14 protein-coding genes are annotated in these 18,460 nt (G+C 66.2%); 5 read left to right on the top strand and 9 right to left on the bottom strand.

Annotated elements, in window-relative coordinates; all coding sequences use genetic code 11:
• Positions 1-944 (top strand): acyl-CoA dehydrogenase family protein (locus tag HZZ16_RS29110; RefSeq protein WP_197953292.1); only part of this gene is annotated, 944 nt, incomplete at its 5' end.
• Positions 945-1,146: 202 nt separating this feature from the next.
• On the opposite strand, the gene HZZ16_RS29115 is transcribed toward HZZ16_RS29110, so the two are convergent.
• From HZZ16_RS29115 to HZZ16_RS29130, 4 genes are all read right to left on the bottom strand, one after another.
• Positions 1,147-3,471 carry a xanthine dehydrogenase family protein molybdopterin-binding subunit gene (locus HZZ16_RS29115; RefSeq protein ID WP_197953294.1) on the bottom strand — a complete coding sequence of 775 codons (2,325 nt, stop codon included), beginning with the start codon at positions 3,469-3,471 and terminating at the stop codon, positions 1,147-1,149.
• A gap of 126 nt (positions 3,472-3,597) precedes the next feature.
• A complete protein-coding gene (locus HZZ16_RS29120) occupies positions 3,598-4,716 on the bottom strand; it encodes a S1C family serine protease (protein ID WP_197953296.1) in 1,119 nt (372 codons plus the stop codon).
• A 161-nt stretch (positions 4,717-4,877) separates the two neighbouring features.
• Positions 4,878-5,753, bottom strand: a complete 876-nt coding sequence (locus HZZ16_RS29125) for a dihydrodipicolinate synthase family protein (protein WP_197953297.1) — start codon at positions 5,751-5,753, stop codon at positions 4,878-4,880.
• Positions 5,754-5,816: 63 nt separating this feature from the next.
• Positions 5,817-6,782, bottom strand: coding sequence for a VOC family protein (locus tag HZZ16_RS29130; protein WP_197953298.1), 966 nt, complete (start codon positions 6,780-6,782; stop codon positions 5,817-5,819).
• A gap of 212 nt (positions 6,783-6,994) precedes the next feature.
• On the opposite strand from HZZ16_RS29130, the gene HZZ16_RS29135 reads away from it, so the two are divergent.
• Together HZZ16_RS29135 and HZZ16_RS29140 are read left to right on the top strand one after the other, a co-directional pair.
• Positions 6,995-7,861, top strand: coding sequence for a S1C family serine protease (locus HZZ16_RS29135; protein ID WP_197953299.1), 867 nt, complete (start codon positions 6,995-6,997; stop codon positions 7,859-7,861).
• Positions 7,858-8,229: a response regulator transcription factor gene (locus HZZ16_RS29140; protein ID WP_197953300.1), complete on the top strand. Its 372-nt coding sequence runs from the start codon at positions 7,858-7,860 to the stop codon at positions 8,227-8,229. The genes HZZ16_RS29135 and HZZ16_RS29140 overlap by 4 nt, the downstream gene beginning before the upstream one ends.
• 12 nt (positions 8,230-8,241) lie before the next feature.
• On the opposite strand, the gene HZZ16_RS29145 is transcribed toward HZZ16_RS29140, so the two are convergent.
• The 4 genes from HZZ16_RS29145 to HZZ16_RS29160 all read right to left on the bottom strand — a co-directional run bounded on the left by HZZ16_RS29145 (position 8,242) and on the right by HZZ16_RS29160 (position 13,164).
• Positions 8,242-9,318, bottom strand: coding sequence for a sensor histidine kinase (locus tag HZZ16_RS29145; RefSeq protein ID WP_197953301.1), 1,077 nt, complete (start codon positions 9,316-9,318; stop codon positions 8,242-8,244).
• On the bottom strand, positions 9,305-9,997 hold the full coding sequence (locus HZZ16_RS29150) for a response regulator transcription factor (RefSeq protein WP_197953302.1): 693 nt from the start codon (positions 9,995-9,997) through the stop codon (positions 9,305-9,307). The genes HZZ16_RS29145 and HZZ16_RS29150 overlap by 14 nt, the downstream gene beginning before the upstream one ends.
• Positions 9,998-10,094: 97 nt before the next feature.
• On the bottom strand, positions 10,095-10,544 hold the full coding sequence (locus HZZ16_RS29155; RefSeq protein ID WP_197953304.1) for a hypothetical protein: 450 nt from the start codon (positions 10,542-10,544) through the stop codon (positions 10,095-10,097).
• Positions 10,545-10,827: 283 nt separating this feature from the next.
• The gene (locus HZZ16_RS29160) at positions 10,828-13,164 is read right to left on the bottom strand and encodes a Tex family protein (RefSeq protein WP_197953306.1); all 2,337 of its coding nucleotides are present in this window, start codon (positions 13,162-13,164) and stop codon (positions 10,828-10,830) included.
• 1,241 nt (positions 13,165-14,405) lie between these two features.
• Between HZZ16_RS29160 and atzD the strand changes: the two genes are divergently transcribed.
• Together atzD and HZZ16_RS29170 are read left to right on the top strand one after the other, a co-directional pair.
• Positions 14,406-15,515 carry a cyanuric acid amidohydrolase gene (gene atzD / locus HZZ16_RS29165; protein ID WP_197953308.1) on the top strand — a complete coding sequence of 370 codons (1,110 nt, stop codon included), beginning with the start codon at positions 14,406-14,408 and terminating at the stop codon, positions 15,513-15,515.
• A gap of 116 nt (positions 15,516-15,631) precedes the next feature.
• Entirely contained in the window at positions 15,632-17,107 is a 1,476-nt protein-coding gene (locus tag HZZ16_RS29170) for an amidase (RefSeq protein ID WP_197953310.1), read from the top strand.
• Positions 17,108-17,127: 20 nt separating this feature from the next.
• Here the strand turns inward: HZZ16_RS29170 and HZZ16_RS29175 are convergent, their stop codons facing one another.
• Positions 17,128-18,354, bottom strand: coding sequence for an LON peptidase substrate-binding domain-containing protein (locus HZZ16_RS29175; protein WP_197953312.1), 1,227 nt, complete (start codon positions 18,352-18,354; stop codon positions 17,128-17,130).
• Positions 18,355-18,460: the final 106 nt, after the last annotated feature.

Below are 18,460 nucleotides of genomic sequence, written 5' to 3' on the forward strand. Positions count from 1 at the left end.
GCGCCGGCGTGCCCAACGTCAACGTGATGGGCGTGAAGATGGTCGGGCCGGTCATCATCGGCTTCGGCAGCCCCGAGCAGAAGAATTTCTACCTGCCGCGGATTCTCTCCGGCGAGGATTATTGGTGCCAGGGTTATTCCGAGCCGGGGTCCGGCTCCGACCTGTCGTCACTGAAGACGCGCGCGGTGCGCGACGGCGACGACTACATCATCAACGGCACCAAGATTTGGACCACGCACGCCCATCACGCCAACCGCATGTTCGCGCTGGTGCGCACCAGCGACGGGCCGCGGCAGCAGGACGGGATCAGCTTCATCCTGATCGACATGAAGACGCCGGGCATCACCATCCGTCCCATCCTCACCATCGGCGGCGACCACGAGGTCAACCAGGTGTTCTTCGACGACGTCCGCGTGCCCGTGGCTAATCGCGTCGGCGAGGAAGGTAAGGGCTGGACCTACGGCAAATATCTGCTCGAGTTCGAGCGCGGCGCGGGCATCGCCTCGGCCAAGCTGCGCGAGGGCTTGAAGGCGATCGCCGATCTTGCCGAATCCGATTTGACCGGCCGCGCCATTGACAGCCCCGATATCGCAACGCGGATCTCGGAGGTGGAGGTCGACATCGACGCGCTGGAGATGACGGAGCTGCGCGTGCTCTCGGCGCTGCAGACGGGGCAAAACCCCGGCGCGGTGTCGTCGATCCTGAAGCTGCGCAACAGCGAGATCCGCCAGGCCGTGACGCGGTTAGGGGCCGACGTGATCGGCCACGACGCGCTCGCCGTCGAGCCGATGCGCCCGCTCTACAAGCTCAACCACGAGCCTGTTATCCCTGAGGAGATGCTGACGGTGATGCCGGAATATCTCAACGGCCGCGCCTACACCATCTTCGGCGGCACCTCGGAGATCCAGCGCGACATCATCGCGAAGATGATGCTGGGGATTTGAGGGCGAACCGGCGCCACATCCTCGGTGTCGTCCCCGCGAAGGCGGGGACCCATAGCCACAGGCGGATGTGGTTACGGCGACTCGGAGTCACAAATTCGCACAACTACCATGCCCTGTGGTTATGGGTCCCGGGCTCGCGCGGTGCGCGCCCCGGGACGACGAGCTGAGTTTGGCGCAATAGCCTGCGCAACAGCTACCGCACTTACCCCGCCGCCTTCGCGTCCCGGATCGCCTGCCAGATCTTCTGCGGCGTCAGGGGGGTGTTCAGCTGGGTGATGCCGAGCTCGGCGAGCGCGTCCATCACGCCGTTGGTGACGCAGGGCGGGCCGCCGATGGCGCCGGATTCGCCGCAGCCCTTGGCGCCGAGCGGATTGGTGCGGCAGGGCGCGGAATCGTCCAGCGTCACCACGATCGGCGGCACGTCGTCGGCGCGCGGGATGCAGTAATCCTGGTAGCTCGCGGTCAGCAGCTGGCCGTCGGCATCGTACGACACGCCTTCATACAGCGCCTGGCCGATGCCCTGCGCGACGCCGCCATGGATCTGCCCTGTGACCAGCATCGGGTTCACCGCGACGCCGACGTCGTCGACCGTGGTGTAGCGCACGACCTTGGAGACGCCGGTCTCGGGATCGATCTCGACCTCGCAGATATGCGTGCCGTTGGGCCAGCTCGGACCATCGACCTCGCCCTCGGAATCGACGCTGAGCTTGGCGCCGCTCTCCTTCTCGGCGAGATCGAACAGGCTGATGCGACGGTCGGTGCCGACCACGGTGAGCATGCCGCCCTGATATTCGATGTCCTCGACCGAGGTTTCCAGCACGTTCGCCGCCTTCTCGCGCGCCTTCTGGATCAGATCGTTGGAGGAGACCGCAACCGCCGTGCCGCCGACGAACAGCGAGCGCGAACCGACGCTGCCGAAGCCCATGGCGAGATCGGTGTCGCCCTGCACGACGTCGATCTTGTCCATGGGAATGCCCAGCGTATCGGAGATCATCTGGGTGTAGGTGGTCTGCAGCCCCTGCCCCATCGCCATGGTGCCGGAATGCAGCACGACGCGCCCTTGCGAGGTCGCCTGCAGCGTGACCTTCTCGGTGTGGGCGCGGCCGCCGGTCCATTCGATGTAGGAGGTGAGTCCGCGGCCGTAGAGCAGGCCCTTCTTCTCCGCCGCCTTCTTGCGCGCGGCAAAGCCGTCCCAGTCGGCGAGCTTCACGGCGCGGTCGAGCATGTGCGCGAAGGCGCCGGAATCGTAGACCTGCCCGGCCGCATTGGTGTAGGGCAGCTGCGCCGGCTTGATGTAATTGGCTTTGCGGATCGCGCGCGGGTCCATGCCGATTTTTCGCGCAGCGGCGTCGAACAGGCGCTCGACGATGAAGACGGCCTCAGGCCGGCCGGCGCCACGATAGGCCCCGACCGGCGCGGTGTGGGTCATCACCGTCTTCACCTCGAAATGCACCAGCGGCAGATCGTAGACACCGGTCTGCACGAACGGCCCGAGCACCAGCGGGATGATGTTGGCCGCGCCCGAGGAATAGGCCCCGGTGCAGCCGATCGACTTGACGCGATAGGCCAGCACCTTGCCCTTCTCATCCAGCGCGAAGGACGCCGTCGAGGTGAGATCGCGGCCGTGGGTGCCGCCGACGAACTCGTCGGTGCGGTCGCCGCGCCAGCGGATCTTCTTGTTCAGCTTGGTCGCGGCATAGGCGACGATGCCGTCCTCGGGATAGAGATTGGTTTTCTGGCCGAAGCCGCCGCCGATGTCTCCGACCAGGACGCGGACGCTGTCCTTCGGGCGCTTGAGCACGGCTTCCGCCAGCACGTCGCGGGTCGAGGCCGGCGTCTGCGATTGCACATGGAGCAGGAGACGCCCGGACTTCTTGTCGATCTCGGCAATGGTCGAGCGCGGCTCCATCGCGGACGGAACGAGACGCTGGCTGACGATATCGAGCTCGACGGTGTGGGCCGCCTTGGCAAAGGCCTCGTCGACCTTGGCGGCGTCGCCGTAAGCCATCGCGCCGACAATGTTGTCGGGCGCCTCCGGCCACACCACGGGCGCGCCGGGCTTGACGGCCTCGACGGGATCAACCACCGCGGGCTGCACGTCGTACTCGACCGCGATCGCCTCGGCCGCGCTCTGCGCCTCCACGCGCGATGACGCCACCACGGCGGCCACGGCCTCGCCGGCATAGCGCACGACCTCATGGGCGAGCAGCCGGCGCGGCGGTACCGTCATCGGCTTGCCATCCGGGCGCTTGAAGATGTTCAGCGTCGGGATGGTGCCGATGTCGTCCTTGACGAGATCCGCGCCGGTATAGATTGCGGCAACGCCCGGCATCGCAGCCGCAGCGCTGGTGTCGATCGAGACGATCCTGGCGTGGGCGTGCGGCGAGCGCAGCACGTGCAACCACAGCGCGCCGTCCGCCGGCTTGTCGTCGATGAACTGTCCCTTCCCGGTGAGCAGCCTCTGGTCTTCCAAACGCTTGACGGGCTGCCCCGCTCCGAAACGCAAATTGCCGGGAAGAATGTTCATTCCGCTGTATCCTCGAGATCCGGAAAAACGACCGCGGCGGTTTTAACCGATTTTGCGCGCCAGACAACCGAGCCCCGGCGCATCTGCAATGCGCGTCAAAGCCCCTTGCAGGCGCGGATTGGGCGGCTAGGACCGGTCGATATCGACGATGCTCACATTGACATCGCGGCTGTCGGAGCCGCGCTTGACCGTGAGCCGAACGGTCTTCCCGGCCCCGGTCTGCTCCAGCGCATCGGTCAGATCGGAGAGGCGGCGCACCGGCTTGCCTTCGGCCGCGGTGATGATGTCTCCGACCGCTCCGGTCGAAAAGTTGACGCCGCGAATTCCTGCCCGCTCGGCAGGGCTGCCGGGCGCCGTGCGCACCACGATCACCCCCTCGACGCCAAGCCGCGTCGCGACATCCTCGCCGGCGGCCACGATGCCGATGCCGGGCGTCGGCACCCGGCCATTGCGGATCAGCTCAGGCACGATCCGGTTCACGACGTCGACCGGCACCGCGAAGCCGATGCCGGCATTCGATCCGGACGGCGATATGATCGCGGTCGTGACGCCGATCAGCCGGCCGGCGGAATCCAATAGCGGCCCGCCCGAATTGCCAGGGTTGATCGCGGCATCAGTCTGGATGACGTTGGCGATCTCCCGGCCGCCATGGGTCGGGAGCCGGCGCTTGAGGGCGCTGATGATGCCGGAGGTCATCGATTGATCCAGTCCGAAGGGATTGCCGATCGCGAAAGCGGACTGCCCGACTTTCAGATCGCTCGAACTGCCGAGAGCGATCGGCGCTGGAAGCTGGCGCACGCTGCGGATGCGCAGCACCGCGAGATCGTAATTGGGCGCCGTGCCGACCAGGTCGACCTGGGCCACTTCTCCCGAGGCAAAGCGCACGGCGATCTCGCCACCACTGGCAACGACATGATTGTTCGTCACCAGGTGACCCTCTTGGTCCCAGACGAATCCCGTGCCGGAAGCGCCGCCGCCGGCCTGAGCCTCCTCGCCCATGAGGGGACTTGCTAGGGGACTTGCCGCCGACCTGACCGCAACCTGAACGACCGACGGCGATACGCGCTCGAAGATGTCGATGGTCGCCTTTTCGCCGTCCGACAGCGGCCCGCGCTGCTCGATCGCACGTGCGGAGGGCGCCGCCCATGGGACATACGAGATGGGGACATGCAGGATCTTCGCGGCCGTGACGGCGAGTAGCAGAGCGGCGAAGGCTGCCGCGGCAATCGCATAGCGACGATTCATTGGGTGATCACCGTGTCTTGCTGAATGCGGGCTCTGAGATGCACATGCGTAGGCGACAGAGGTCGCTCACGCGGCAACGTCGCAAACGCACGGAAGTTTCTTAACTGCGCAGGTGGGGTCTCTTTTCGGCCCTCGCACGGGGCATATTGCCGCGTGGCGAGCTATTCCAGCTCTCGCAACGCCGCTTCCACGACCTTGCGCGCGTCGGCCGTCAGCGGTGCCTGCGGCGGGACGGGCTCGCCGACGTCATAGCCCTGGATTGAAAGGCCGGCCTTGATGCAGGCCGCAAGATTGAAACGGGCGAAGGCTTCGTTGATCCGCCACAGCCGGCGCTGCAGCGCCATGGCCTCGTCCCAGCGGCCGGCCGTGCAGAGGTCATACAGCGCGACGCTCTGGCGCGGGATGATGCAGGCGGGTCCCGCCATCCAGCCGCGGCCGCCGATCAGCATCACCGCGGCCGGAATATGGGCGGAGGCGGAGAACATGCGCAACGAATCGCCGCAGCGGTTCATGATCGAGAGCAGCCGGCCGGTATTGGTCGAGGCATCCTTGATGTAGCCGATGCGCGGATGCTCGGCGAGGCGCGCGATGACGTCGAGGGTGAGATCGGAGCGCTGGAATTGCGGATTGGTGTAGATCACGACGGGAATGTCCACGGCATCGGCGATGGCGCGGAAGTAGGATTCGACCTGCGCATCGGTCAGCGGGAAATACGCCTCCAGGATCGCGAGGATGCCGTCGGCCCCACACTTCTGACAGGCTTTCGCCTGCGCCACCGCATCCGCCGTCGCGGTCGAGGCGACGCCGGCGACAACCGGCACGCGCCCCTGCGCGGCCTCAATCGTGGTCTGCACGACCGTAATGCGTTGCGCGGCGGTGAGGTAAGCGAACTCGCCGGTCGAGCCCAGCGGCGTCAGCCCGTGCACGCCGGCGCCGATCAGGTCGTCGCAGAGCTTTGCCAGCACGTTGGTCCGCACCGTGCCGTCGGCATCGACGGGCGAGACGAGGTACGGAAAGACACCGTGGAATTCGGACATGTGGGCGCGGATTCCGCTCGATAGGTTTGCGTCTGCCGCTAATACCAATGCCAGCGCCGACGATCAAACCCTGAGCAGACGCACCCGCGTACCCCAGGGATCGATCGCCTCCATCCCATCCGCGAGCGGCGTGACTTTCGCACCACCCCTCCGCAGCCGTTCTTCCTGCGCGGCGAGCAGCTCGGGCTTCGCCATCACGAGCGAGAACCAGGCAAGACCGGTCGTGGACTCGTCGCGCTGGCCGGCGCCCTGGCTCTGCCAGATGTTCATGCCGAGGTGATGGTGATAGCGGCCCGACGCCAGGAATGCGGCGCCGTTGCGCTTGCGGGTCGGGTCGAGGCCGACGATGCCGTGATAGAAGCTCTCGGCCTGCACGAGGTCGCCGACGCGCAAATGCATGTGGCCGACGCGCATGCCGTCCGGCGCCTTGGCGTAATCAGGGACGCGCGTATTGGTCAGCGATAATAGGTCGGGAATGTTGAGCTCGTCGGCCGCCATCTTCACGCTGCCCTCGCTCCATTGCCATTGCGAGGGGTCGCGATCAGCATAGACCTCGATGCCATTGCCTTCGGGGTCGTCGAGATAGACGGATTCGCTGACGAGATGATCGGCAAAGCCCGACAACGGCACGCGGTGCGAGGCGGCATGAACCAGCCAGCGAGCCAGATCCTTGCGCGTCGGCATCAGGAAGGCAGTGTGGTAGAGGCCGGCGGCGTTGCGCGGCTCGATTGCGGCATCGGGCCGGGCCTCCAGCACCAGCAGTGTGAGGCCTGATGTGCCGAGCTTGGCTGTGGCCGCCGAGCGCTCCATCACGGTGAGGCCGATCACGTCGCGGTAATAGTCCGCGACCTTGTCGAGGTTCTTCACCCGCAACGTCACCATGCCGACCCGCATCGGCGTGCGGCTGGCAAAGGTCGGGCCGCCGCCCTGCGGTGTGCCCTCGGCACGCGCGGCGGCTGCAGCAGCCATGGCGAGCGAGGTGGCGCCGGCGAGCTGTAGCAGGGTGCGGCGGGTGAGATCGATGGTCATCGGTTGGGGCTCGCTGAAATGGTTGAGGCCGTGGTACGCAATGTCGGACCGATTGCTACACGTTCCCGTGAGGCGCTCCCAATCACATATTCGTCGGGGGCGGCCCTACGCAGGCCGGACCATCTGCCATGTCTCCGCCATGTCCTGGCCACCCGGCCAGTTTCGCGAACGCTTGCGACATCCCAGATTGAGGGCAGCTACAGGAGCCTGCCATGACCGATTCAACTCCTCTGTCTTCGCTGTCGTCCGCGCTCGCAGACATTGTGGCGCGCACCGCGCCGTCCGTCGTCTCCGTGCATTCACATCGCGCTCGCGCGACCGGCTTTGCCTGGAAGCCCGGCCTCATCGTTACCGCCGATGAAGCCTTGGCCGACGAGGGGGCAGTCGAGATCTGCCTTGCGGATGGCGGCACAGCGCCCGCCACGATCGTCGGCCGCGACCATACGACCGATATCGCGCTCTTGCGCACGGATGCCGCCATCGCGCCGGTCAAGCTCGCCGCAACCGTGCCGCCGCTGGGCACATTGTCGGTCGTGGTCGCGACCAACCGGGACACACCGAGTGCGGCGCTCGGGATGGTATCGGCATCCGGAAAGAGCTGGCGTTCCTTGCGCGGCGGGGACATCGATGCGCGGATCGAGCTTGACGTCCGCCTGCGCGGCAGCCAGCAGGGCGGGCTCGCGCTTGATGCATCGGGCGAAGCCTTCGGCATGGCCGTGCTCGGACCGCGGCGCGTGCTGGTGATCCCGACCGCGACGATCGAGCGTGTCGCGCCGCAGCTCGAGGCGCGCGGCCGCATCGCGCGGGGCTATCTCGGTCTCGGGCTGCAGCCGGTGCGGCTCGACGACGGCGTCGGCGCCATGGTCATGAATGTCGACAAGACCGGGCCTTCGGCCGCGGCCGGCATCCGCCAGGGCGACGTGATCGTGGCGGTCAACGGCCAGAAGCTGTCGGGCGTGCGCGCATTGTCGCGGACGCTGGGACCTGCGAGCGTCGGCGCGGTGGTCGACGTCGCCGCCCGCCGTGGCGGCGAGCCGGTCAGCTTCAAGGTCACGGTCGGCGAAAGGCCGGAGGCGTGAGCGAGGACAAGACGGCCGAGATCGTATTGTCGCTGGAGATCGACGATCCCGCCCTCGCCGATCGCCTCGCGGCCCTCCTCGGCAATGTCGCCGGGCTTCGCCTCGCCGCACCCGGCGAGCAGGCCACCGCGACGATCGTTGCCCGCGATCCCCGCATCAGCCCTGCGGACATCGCGCTGACGCAGCGCGAGCTCGACGTGCTGGCGCTGATGGCCGAGGGCGCCTCCAACAAGATGATCGCGCGTCAGCTCGGTATCTCCGTGCACACCGTGAAATTCCATGTCGGCTCATTGCTCGACAAGCTCGACGCCACGGGACGCACCGATGCGGTAGCCCATGCGGCGCGCCGCGGCGTCATCGAGCTTTGATGGCATCAGGCCTCATGGCGTCGAGGTCGCCGGGAAGCTGAGCTCGACCTTCAAGCCGGGCTCATTGTCGCGCAACGCGATCCCGGCACTATGAAGCCGCGCGACCGCGGCAACGAGGCTAAGGCCGAGGCCATTGCCCGGCGTGTAGCGGCTCTGCTCGAGCCGGTAGAAGCGCTTGAAGACATGCTCGCGTTGCTCGGCGGGAATGCCGGGACCGTCGTCGGCAATCGAGATCACCGCGCCGTCATCGGTCCTGCGGCAGCTCACGATCACCTGCCCGCCCTTGCGGCCGTGCTTGATCGCGTTGTCGACGAGATTGGCGATGGCGTCGAACAAGAGGTCGCGGTCGCCGGTGATCGCGACCTCGCGGTCGCCATCGAGGCTGAGGCGCGTGGCAATTTGCTCGGCGGCGGCATCGTAGAGCTCGACCACCTCGGCGGCGATCTCGGCGAGATCGAGCGCGCGGAAGGCGCCGGTGCGGGCGCGGGTCTCGATCTCCGATATCCGCGTGATGGAGGCGAACATGCCGAGCACGGCGTCAAGATCGGCGATGGTGTCGCCGATCAGCGCCGCATCCGCCTCGCTGTTGCGCTCGTGGTGATAGGCCTTCTCCAGCCGGCCGCGCATGCGCGTCAGCGGCGTGCGCAAATCGTGCGCGACATTGTCGCTGACCTGCTTGACCTCGCCCATCAGCGTCTCGATGCGGTCGAGCATCTGGTTGAGGTTTTCGGCGACGCGATCCCACTCGTCATTGCTGCCGCGCAAGGGGATGCGCTGGTCGAGGCCTGCGAGCATGATGGCGCGGCTGGTGGCATTGATCTCTTCGATCCGCCCCACGGTGCGCCGGGTCACCAGCACGGCCGCAAGCCCCGCGAGCACCAGCAGCAGCGCGGCGACGGCGGCCATCGCGAGCTCGATCATGCCGGTGAAGCCGTCATGATCGCCGACCGTGCCGAGCCGACTCTCCACATAGGCCAGGGTGCCGAAATAGACGTAAGCCATGATCGCCGCGACGATCACTCCGAACGCTGCGATCGCGATCAACGCCAGGCGGAAGGTCGAGGAGCGAAGCGTCTTAACCAGGAGCACGGAGGCAATATCCGATGCCGCGAATGGTGTGGATCAGCGGATAGTCCTGAGCATCGTCGACCTTGCGGCGGACGCGGCCGACATAGACATCGATGATGTTGGTGGAGGGGTCGAAATGCAGGTCCCAGACATGCTGCAGCAGCATCGCTCGGGAGACGACGCGGCCCTCGTTGCGGACGAGATATTCGAGCAGCTGGAATTCCCGCGGCAGCAGCGGGATCTTGCGACCGCGGCGGGAGGCGCTGCGCGCGATCAGGTCGATGGCGAGGTCGCCGACGCGCAGCAGCGTTTCCTTGGCGATGGTCTCGCTGCGGCGGCCGAGCGCCTCGAGCCGCGCCAGCAATTCCGTGAAGGAGAACGGCTTGACGAGGTAGTCGTCGCCGCCGGCGCGCAGGCCGCGCACGCGGTCGTCGACTTCGCCGAGCGCGGAGATGATCAGGAAGGGGGCGGCAATGCCGTCGTCACGCAGCTGGCGCATCACGCTGATGCCGTCGATATCGGGCAGCATGCGGTCGATGGTGATCACCGCATAGTCGCGGGCGGCGCCGTGGCTGAGCGCTTCGCGGCCATTGGCGGCGAGGTCGACGTCGTAGCCAGAGGTCGTCAATTCCTCGACGAGCTGGCCTGCGGTTTCCGGATCGTCCTCGACGACCAGGATGGGACGGTGACCTCCGATCATGCATAACTCCGCGCGACAATCGCCACCAGACTATCCCGTTCCGGGGCCGGACGGAACCGCCCGGTGGCGATCGCGACAATGGTGCGGACCGGCAATGCTAGTACCAATCGTACCCGCACACATTGACCCATTGCCAGCCATAGGGCGTCCAGCTCCTGCGCCAGCAGCCGTCGTAGTAGCCGGCGTAGACAAAGGGCGCGCCGAAGACGGCGAACCGACGGAAGTGGTGGTGGTGGTGGTGGTGGAAGCCGTGATGGCCATGCCAGCCCGCGCCGGCGAAGCGCGGTCCGATCGCGGCGTGCGCGAACCGCGCCCCGCCGAAGCCGGGGCCGCCGACGTGGGCGAAACGTGCGCCTCCCATGCCGCCGGCCCGCATGCCGCCAAAGCCGCCGGCGTGCATGCCGCCGCCGAAATGCCCACCCCCGCCGAAATGGCCGCCACCGCCATGGCCGCCGCCAAAGCCGCCGCGCGCGAGCGCCGGTGACGCGACCGCCATCATGGCCGCGATCACGCTCGCCGTGAGGCCCTTGAGAAGCCTGTTGTTCATCGAAGCGTCCTCCTTGCAGTGCGGCGGTCTTGGCGCCGCACGAGGAGGATCAGATGAGAAGAACGGGAGGGTTGCTTCAACTTACAAATGCGCCAGATTCTGACGCGGGAGTTAGGGAGGCCGGGCCCCAGCTCTCTGCCCGTCATTGCGAGGAGCCCTTGCGACGAAGCAATCCAGAGTCTTTTCCACGGCGGTAGTCTGGATTGCTTCGCTGCGCTCGCAATGACGAGAGGATGGAGCAGGTTCGACCTCTCCCTGCAGAAGAGCGGGGAGAGATTAGGACTCACGCCCGCTTGCCGTTGTTCTTCTCCGCCGCGCGGCGAAGCGCTTCGGCGAGTGCGCCGCCCCCCGAAGACTCCTGCTTGCGCGGCGCGGACGAGGTCATGCGGCTTGCGTTGCGCTGATTGTTGTCGCGCTGCATGCCCGGCGCGTCCTTCTTAGGCCCGACCTCGTCGTCGAGCCGCAGCGTGAGCGAGATGCGCTTGCGGGCGACCTCGAAGTCCAGCACCTTCACCTTGACGATGTCGCCGGGCTTCACCACCTCGCGCGGGTCCTTGATGTAATTCTTGGACATCGCTGAGATGTGCACGAGACCGTCCTGGTGCACGCCGATGTCGACGAAGGCGCCGAAGGCGGCGACGTTGGTCACGGTCCCCTCGAGGATCATGCCCTTCTTGAGATCCTTGATCTCCTCGACGCCTTCCTTGAACACCGCCGCCTTGAACGCAGGGCGCGGGTCGCGGCCGGGCTTTTCCAACTCGCGCAGGATGTCGGTGACGGTCGGCAGACCGAAGGTCTCGTCGACGAAATCCTTCGGCTTCAGCGTGCGCACGACGTCGCTGTTGCCGATCAACGCCTTGATGTCGCTCTTGGTCGCTTCGAGAATCCGGCGCACCACGGGATAGGCTTCCGGATGCACGCCGGAGGCATCGAGCGGATCCTCGCCGCCGAGGATGCGCAAGAAGCCCGCGCACTGCTCGAACGCCTTCGGCCCGAGCCGCGGCACGTCCTTGAGCGCCTTGCGCGACTTGAACGGTCCGTTGGCGTCGCGATGCGCCACGATGCTCTGGGCGAGGCCGGAGCCGACGCCCGACACGCGCGCCAACAGCGGCGCGGAGGCGGTGTTGACATCGACGCCGACCGCGTTAACGCAATCCTCGACCACGGCGTCGAGCGATTTGGCGAGCTTGGCCTGGCCGAGGTCGTGCTGATACTGGCCGACGCCGATCGCCTTCGGCTCGATCTTGACGAGCTCGGCAAGCGGGTCCTGGAGTCGGCGCGCGATCGAGACCGCACCGCGCAGGGTGACGTCAAGGCCGGGCAACTCCTCCGAGGCGAAGGCCGAGGCCGAATAGACCGACGCGCCGGCTTCCGACACCACGATCTTGTTCATCTTCAGCTCAGGCAGTCCCTTGACCAACTCGGTCGCGAGCTTGTCGGTCTCGCGCGAGGCGGTGCCGTTGCCGATCGCGATCAGCTCGACGCGGTGCTTGATTGCGAGCCGGCCGAGGGTCGCCAGCGACTCGTTCCATTGCCGTTGCGGCTCGTGCGGATAGATCGCGGTGGTGTCGACCACCTTGCCGGTGGCATCGACGACCGCAACCTTCACGCCGGTGCGGTAGCCGGGATCGAGCCCCATGGTGACGCGGGTGCCGGCGGGCGCGGCCAGCAGAAGGTCGCGCAGGTTCGAGGCGAACACGCGCACGGCTTCGGTCTCGGCCGAATTCCACAGCCGCATGCGCAGATCGATGTTGAGATGCACCTGGATCTTGGTGCGCCAGGCCCAGCGCACGGTGTCGATCAGCCAGCGGTCGCCGGGGCGCTTGAGGTCGGCAATGCCGAACCGCTTCATGATCTTCAATTCATAGGCGCTCGGCACGCCCGGCGGCGGCGCTTCGGCCTCGGGCTGAATTTGCAGGTCGAGAATCTCTTCCTTCTCGCCGCGGAACATCGCGAGGATGCGGTGCGAAGGCAGCTTGGTCAGCGGCTCGGAGAAATCGAAATAGTCGGCGAATTTTTCGCCCTCGGTCTTCTTGCCGTCGCGCACCTTGGAGGCCATGCGCGCATTCGTCCACATCTCCTCGCGCAAGGCGCCGATCAGATCGGCGTCCTCGTCGAAGCGCTCGACCAGAATGGCGCGGGCGCCGTCGAGTGCAGCAGCGGCGTCAGCGACACCCTTCTCGGCGTTGATGAAGCCTTCGGCTACGACCTTCGGATCGTTGCCCGGCTCGGCGAGCAACTGGTTGGCGAGCGGTTCGAGGCCGGCTTCCTTGGCGATCTCCGCCTTGGTGCGGCGCTTCGGCTTGAACGGCAGATAGATGTCCTCGAGGCGGGCCTTGCTGTCGGCGGCCATGATGGTGGCTTCAAGGGCGGCATCGAGCTTGCCCTGCTCGCGGACCGATTCGAGAATGGCCTTGCGGCGGTCCTCGAGCTCGCGCAGGTAAACCAGGCGCTCCTCCAGGGTGCGCAATTGCGCGTCGTCGAGCGCACCGGTCGCTTCCTTGCGGTAGCGGGCGATAAAGGGAACCGTAGCGCCGCCGTCGAGCAGCGTCACCGCCGCCTCGACCTGCTCTGCGCGAACCCCAAGCTCCTGCGCAATTTTCTGGTTGATGTTGGCCACGCGAGATTCCCTCTATCTAAGCACGCGGGCGCAGGGGCGAACCACCGGCCGCGGGACGCCGCTTATGGACCAACCAAGGTTGATTCATCAAGGTGCGGTGCGCAACCGTCGACAGAGGATTTTTTGCGCGACCGATGCGATCTCGCCACAATCGTTGATTTGAGGCCACGCTCTCGTGTCCCGGACGCGACGCAGCGCGCCAGCGATGCGGTGCAGAGCCGGGACCAGAGGCGGCACCGGAGAATGCGGCGACATGGGCTCCGGCTCTGCAGCGCACCGCCGAAGGGCGCTGCGCTGCGTCCGGGGCACGAGAGCGGAATATGTCGCGCACACTCTCCTCCTCGTCATTGCGAGCGCAGCGAAGCAATCCAGAATCCCTCCACGGAAAGACTCTGGATTGCTTCGCTGCGCTCGCAATGACGGAGTATGAGGCAATCGCGTCGCTCTTTCAGTTGGCATTCCATGCGCAGACATGCCTTTGCATCCTCGCGGCGGAATAGGCCCGAGCTTTGCCTGGTCACGACACCCTCCTCTGTCAGAGGGCGCAGGGAAGACCGGGTGCCGGCCGGGCACCCACGGTCCACTGTGCGAAGGTTGCGCTACAAGAGGCTGCACAGCGGCATACAGGTGAAGCCAAACAACCGGCCTTCCCTGCGCAGTGGTTTTACGGCTTATGCCGAGCTCTCCCCGGGGAGCGATGCACTATTGCCCCCGTCGCCTTGCCGATAACTGACGCGCACACCCGGTTGGGCCGCTACATCACCGCAAGACTTGACGCACAGACCCCGGGCGTCAGGACGACACGGTTTTACCGTACGCCGATCACACCGGTCGTATGCGCGAGGGTATTTCGCTCACGGTTGCCCGCCCTGCAAAACCCTTCGCGCCGGTGTAACTAGCGTCCACCACGGCTCACCCCACGTTCGTGACGATCGCGATACGCCCCTCTGACCGGGATGAGGTGGCGGGAGAATGCGACAAATCAGAAATTCTGTAAAGGCGAATATTTTCGCGCATGCGGATTGACCGGCCGATCGGGTGTTTTGCCCGACGGATACCGCAAGATCTTGTAGGGCGGATTAGCCGAAGGCGTAATCCGCCGCTTTGGTCCCCGCGGAGACAGAGGAGGCGGATTACGCTTCGCTAATCCGCCCTACGCGCTTCCGTCGGGCTACGGTCTTGACACGCGGCCTCGTTCCACGGCTGGTGGGCCCGCCGGGCCACCGAACCAAGGACCAATCATGCGTACAACATCGGTCGGCGTCTTCAGGATCGCCACCACGGGCCCCGGCGACGTCTCCGGCCTGATGGACTTGATCGGCTCCGGCGCGATCGATCCCAACTCGATCCTGGCCATTCTCGGCAAGACCGAGGGCAACGGCGGCGTCAACGATTTTACCCGGGAGTATGCGGTGGCCGCGCTGTGCACGGCGCTGTCGCCCAAGCTCGGCCTGTCGCCGGAGGCAGTCGAGCAGCGGATCGCCTTCGTGATGTCCGGCGGCACCGAGGGCGTGCTGAGCCCGCACATCACGGTGTTCACGCGCCGCGAGGCCGAGCGGCCGGCAGGCCTGTCCGGCAAGCGCCTCAGCATCGGCATGGCGCAGACGCGAGACTTCCTGCCCGAGGAGCTCGGCCGCTCCGCCCAGATCACCGAGACGGCCAAGGCCGTGAAAGCCGCGATGGCCGATGCCGGCATCAACGACCCCGCGGACGTCCATTTCGTGCAGATCAAATGCCCGCTGCTGACCAGCGAGCGCGTTGCGGCGGCAAACGCGCGCGGCAGCAAGGCGGCAACGACAAGCGCTTACAGTTCGATGGCCTATTCGCGCGGCGCGTCCGCCCTGGGCGTCGCGGTCGCGCTCGGCGAGATCGGCTCCGACGTCGGCGACGAGGACGTGCTGCGACGCTACGATCTTTTCTCCAAGGTGGCCTCGACCTCGTCGGGGATCGAGCTGATGCATAATGTCGTCATCGTGCTCGGCAATTCGGTGTCATCGGCAAGCGAGTGTGTGATCGGGCATGCCGTAATGGAGGATGCGATCGACGCCGCGGCGGTGGTATCGGCGTTGAATAGCGTCGGGCTCAGCGCGGCGCCGCAAACCACCGCGGGCCGCACGCTCGTCAACATCTTCGCCAAGGCGGAGGCCTCGCCCGACGGCACCGTGCGCGGCTTCCGCCACACGATGCTCGAAGACACCGACATCAGCTCGACACGCCATGCCCGCGCAGCGGTCGGCGGCCTGATCGCGGGCCTCGCCGGCACCGGCGCGATCTACGTGTCCGGCGGCGCCGAGCATCAGGGGCCGGGCGGCGGCGGCCCGGTTGCAGCGATCGCACGACTGTCGGATTGATAGCCGGCGGCCCGACCTGTCCGCCCCACGCAACCCTGCCCCTCGCGGCGCCTCGGTTGATTCACGCGGGCCGTTGCTAAAAAGCTGACGCCGCGACCTTAAGGGGATGTGACTTCATGACTTTGCCGATGAGCTGGAATGAATGGGCGCAGCACGACGGCGTCGCGCTGGCGGGGCGCGTCCGCAAGGGCGAGCTGACGGCGAAGGAGCTGGCGCGCCAGGCCGCCGCGGGGGTTGCCAAGGTCAATCCGGCGTTGTCCGGTGTTGTCGAGCTGTTCGAGGACGTGATCGCCGATCCCGCCAAGGACGGCGCCAATCTCGCAGGTCCGTTCGCCGGCCTGCCCTTCCTGATGAAGGACTTAGGGCCGACCATGAAGGGCCGGCTGCAGGAGATGGGTTCGCTCTTGATGCGCGGCAATCGCGCGAACGCCGACACGTTCCTCACCGGCAAATTCCGCCAGGCGGGGCTCAACCTGATCGGTCGCACCACGACGCCGGAATTCGGCGTGTGCTCTTCGGCCGATAATCCTGCCGTCTACGTCACCCGCAATCCCTGGAATACCGACTACACCACCTGCGGCTCGTCGGCAGGTAGCGCCGCGATGGTCGCCGCGGGCGTGGTGCCGATCGCGCATGCGACCGACGGTGGCGGCTCGATCCGCATTCCCGCCGGCGTCAACGGCAATATCGGCCTGAAGGTCTCGCGCGGCGTGTTCTCGCTGGCACCGCACATGTCCGATCTCACCGGCCTCGTTTCGATCCAGGGCTGCCAGTCGCGCAGCGTGCGCGACACCGCCGCCTTCGTCGATCACGCGCGGGGACCCGCGCCGGGCGAGTTCATGCCGTTCTGGACCACGGCGCAGCCTTATTGCGAGATGATCAAGCGCGACCCGGCAAAGCTTCGCATCGCGCTGTCGCATACATGGGGCAACTACACTGCGGCGCCCGAGATCGCTGCCGAGCTGGAGAAGGCCGGACGCTTCCTCGAAGGCCTCGGCCATCACGTCGATTATGCGCTGCCGGAGATCGATCTCCCCGCCGCCTTTGAGGCGCAGACCACCTGCTACATCTCGAACTTTGCGGTGGTGATCTCCAACATGCTCGCCGCGCGCGGACTGGAAAAGCCGCCGGAGGATCTGATCGAGCCGATGAACATCCGCATCTGGGAAGCCGGGCGCCACACCAGCTTTGCCGAACGGGCAAAGATGCAGGCCGTGTTCAACACGACCTCGCGCGGCTTCGGCAGCTTCTTCGAGCAATGGGATGTGATCCTGACGCCGATCACGGCACTGCCGACGCCGAAGGTCGGCACCAGGGAATATCTCACCATCTCGGACAACCCTGACGTGCGCGACTGGTTCGACAATCTCTGGCGCTTCTTCGCCTTCACGCCGCTGGCCAATCTCTGCGGCATACCGGCGATCTCGATGCCGATGGCGGCGCAAGACCACGGCCTGCCGCTCGGCATCCAGGCCATCGCCAAGCAGGCCAATGACGGCCTGTTGCTGCAGCTCGCCGCCCAGATCGAGCGTGCGCTCGATGGCAAATGGAACGGCGGCAAGACCGCGAAGGTGCATGTGACCAAAGCGTAGACTGCCGCCCTTTCCCTTCTCTAGCCCTTGTCCTTGGCGCTCGCTTTCGCGATGGCCTTGTCCACGCGCCAGCGCGATACGTCTTGCTCGGCGAGGAAGCGCACCGCGGGACTTCGTGTCTCCGGAAACAGGGCGACCAGTGCATTGGCGCCGGTTACCCCTGGATTGCCGACCTCCTGGGCGTGCAACGCTGCCCGGCGGTCGACGCGCTGGAATGCAGCGGTCGGCGCTGCGGTGCCGGTCTCGACCACAATGTGAGCGAGCTCCTTGTCGAGATAGTCGGTCAGGTTCTGCCTGAGTGCGACGAGATCGGCTTTGCAGGCTTCCAGGACGGGCGCGGCATCGGCGTCTTCGGTCAACGCCAGCAGAAGGTGTTCAAGCGTTGCAAACTGATGGCGGCGCCGGTCGGCGAGATCGAGCGCCCGGCGGCTCGTGGCGCCATAGGCCGGAGTGAACGGGCAAGACGAAACGTCGAGCAACGCATCGATCGTCTCCAGCCGATTCACCGGATCGAGGATTGCCAGCAGCTCATACTTGTCCTTGACCGACAGCTTCATCCGCGTCGCCATCGTATCGGCGATATGTCCGATGTCGCGCGTCCGATCGAAGAACGACCAGACGTCCGGCATGAGCAGACCATGAGCTGCCGCGTAATCCTCGAAGCGCTGGATGGCTCGGCGAACCAACTCAGGCGCATCCGCAGGCGGGCTCTCGGGCAATTCGAAAGCCTCGGACTGGTAACCGTTGTTCGTCGCCGCGAAGCTACGGAGCCCGACGCGGCGGAGTCCGCGGGTCAGCACCCTGATCGAGCCGTCCGAGAGGCGTTGGAGCTCGACCAATTGAGCGAGCAGACCGACCGCGTAGACGTTGGCAAATTGCGGCTCGTCGACGGTCGCCTCGCGCTGAATCGCGCAGACCATCTCGCGCGCGCCCTCGAACGCACGGTTGACAGCGAGCACGGTATTCTCGCGCCCGACGAACAGCGGAAAGGTCGCGCTTGGAAACGGCACGAAATCGCGCAACGGGACCGCCGGATAGACCGCGATCGAGCTGTTGAGCCTTACGCTCAGCACCGGCGTATCGCGACGCCCGGTCTGGAGCATCGCGGACAATGTATTCCAATCAGCAACACCCAGCATCCTCGACACCAGTTCGAGGCTCTCGCTGTGACTGATGGTAATGGCCTTGGTGGTCAGGGATTCGCGCAGGGTCTGCGCCATAGCCTTGGCATCGCGAAAATCGCGCATCGGTTCGTCCTCTGCATGAGCGATCCAGGTGTGTCAGGTGGTTGCGTTGCTGACCCGGTCGCTCGGGCAAAGGGGGCCGATCAGGGCTCGATACGTTCACCATTCC

Source organism: Bradyrhizobium glycinis, assembly GCF_016031655.1.
Classification (GTDB): domain Bacteria; phylum Pseudomonadota; class Alphaproteobacteria; order Rhizobiales; family Xanthobacteraceae; genus Bradyrhizobium; species Bradyrhizobium glycinis.

Excerpts from the sequence above, each read along its gene's own strand:
- HZZ16_RS29115 (WP_197953294.1), bottom strand. The coding sequence starts at position 3,471 with ATGAACATTCTTCCCGGCAATTTGCGTTTCGGAGCGGGGCAGCCCGTC.
- HZZ16_RS29120 (WP_197953296.1), bottom strand. The coding sequence starts at position 4,716 with ATGAATCGTCGCTATGCGATTGCCGCGGCAGCCTTCGCCGCTCTGCTA.
- HZZ16_RS29125 (WP_197953297.1), bottom strand. The coding sequence starts at position 5,753 with ATGTCCGAATTCCACGGTGTCTTTCCGTACCTCGTCTCGCCCGTCGAT.
- HZZ16_RS29130 (WP_197953298.1), bottom strand. The coding sequence starts at position 6,782 with ATGACCATCGATCTCACCCGCCGCACCCTGCTACAGCTCGCCGGCGCC.
- HZZ16_RS29135 (WP_197953299.1), top strand. The coding sequence starts at position 6,995 with ATGACCGATTCAACTCCTCTGTCTTCGCTGTCGTCCGCGCTCGCAGAC.
- HZZ16_RS29150 (WP_197953302.1), bottom strand. The coding sequence starts at position 9,997 with ATGATCGGAGGTCACCGTCCCATCCTGGTCGTCGAGGACGATCCGGAA.
- HZZ16_RS29155 (WP_197953304.1), bottom strand. The coding sequence starts at position 10,544 with ATGAACAACAGGCTTCTCAAGGGCCTCACGGCGAGCGTGATCGCGGCC.
- atzD (WP_197953308.1), top strand. The coding sequence starts at position 14,406 with ATGCGTACAACATCGGTCGGCGTCTTCAGGATCGCCACCACGGGCCCC.
- HZZ16_RS29170 (WP_197953310.1), top strand. The coding sequence starts at position 15,632 with ATGACTTTGCCGATGAGCTGGAATGAATGGGCGCAGCACGACGGCGTC.
- HZZ16_RS29175 (WP_197953312.1), bottom strand. The coding sequence starts at position 18,354 with ATGCGCGATTTTCGCGATGCCAAGGCTATGGCGCAGACCCTGCGCGAA.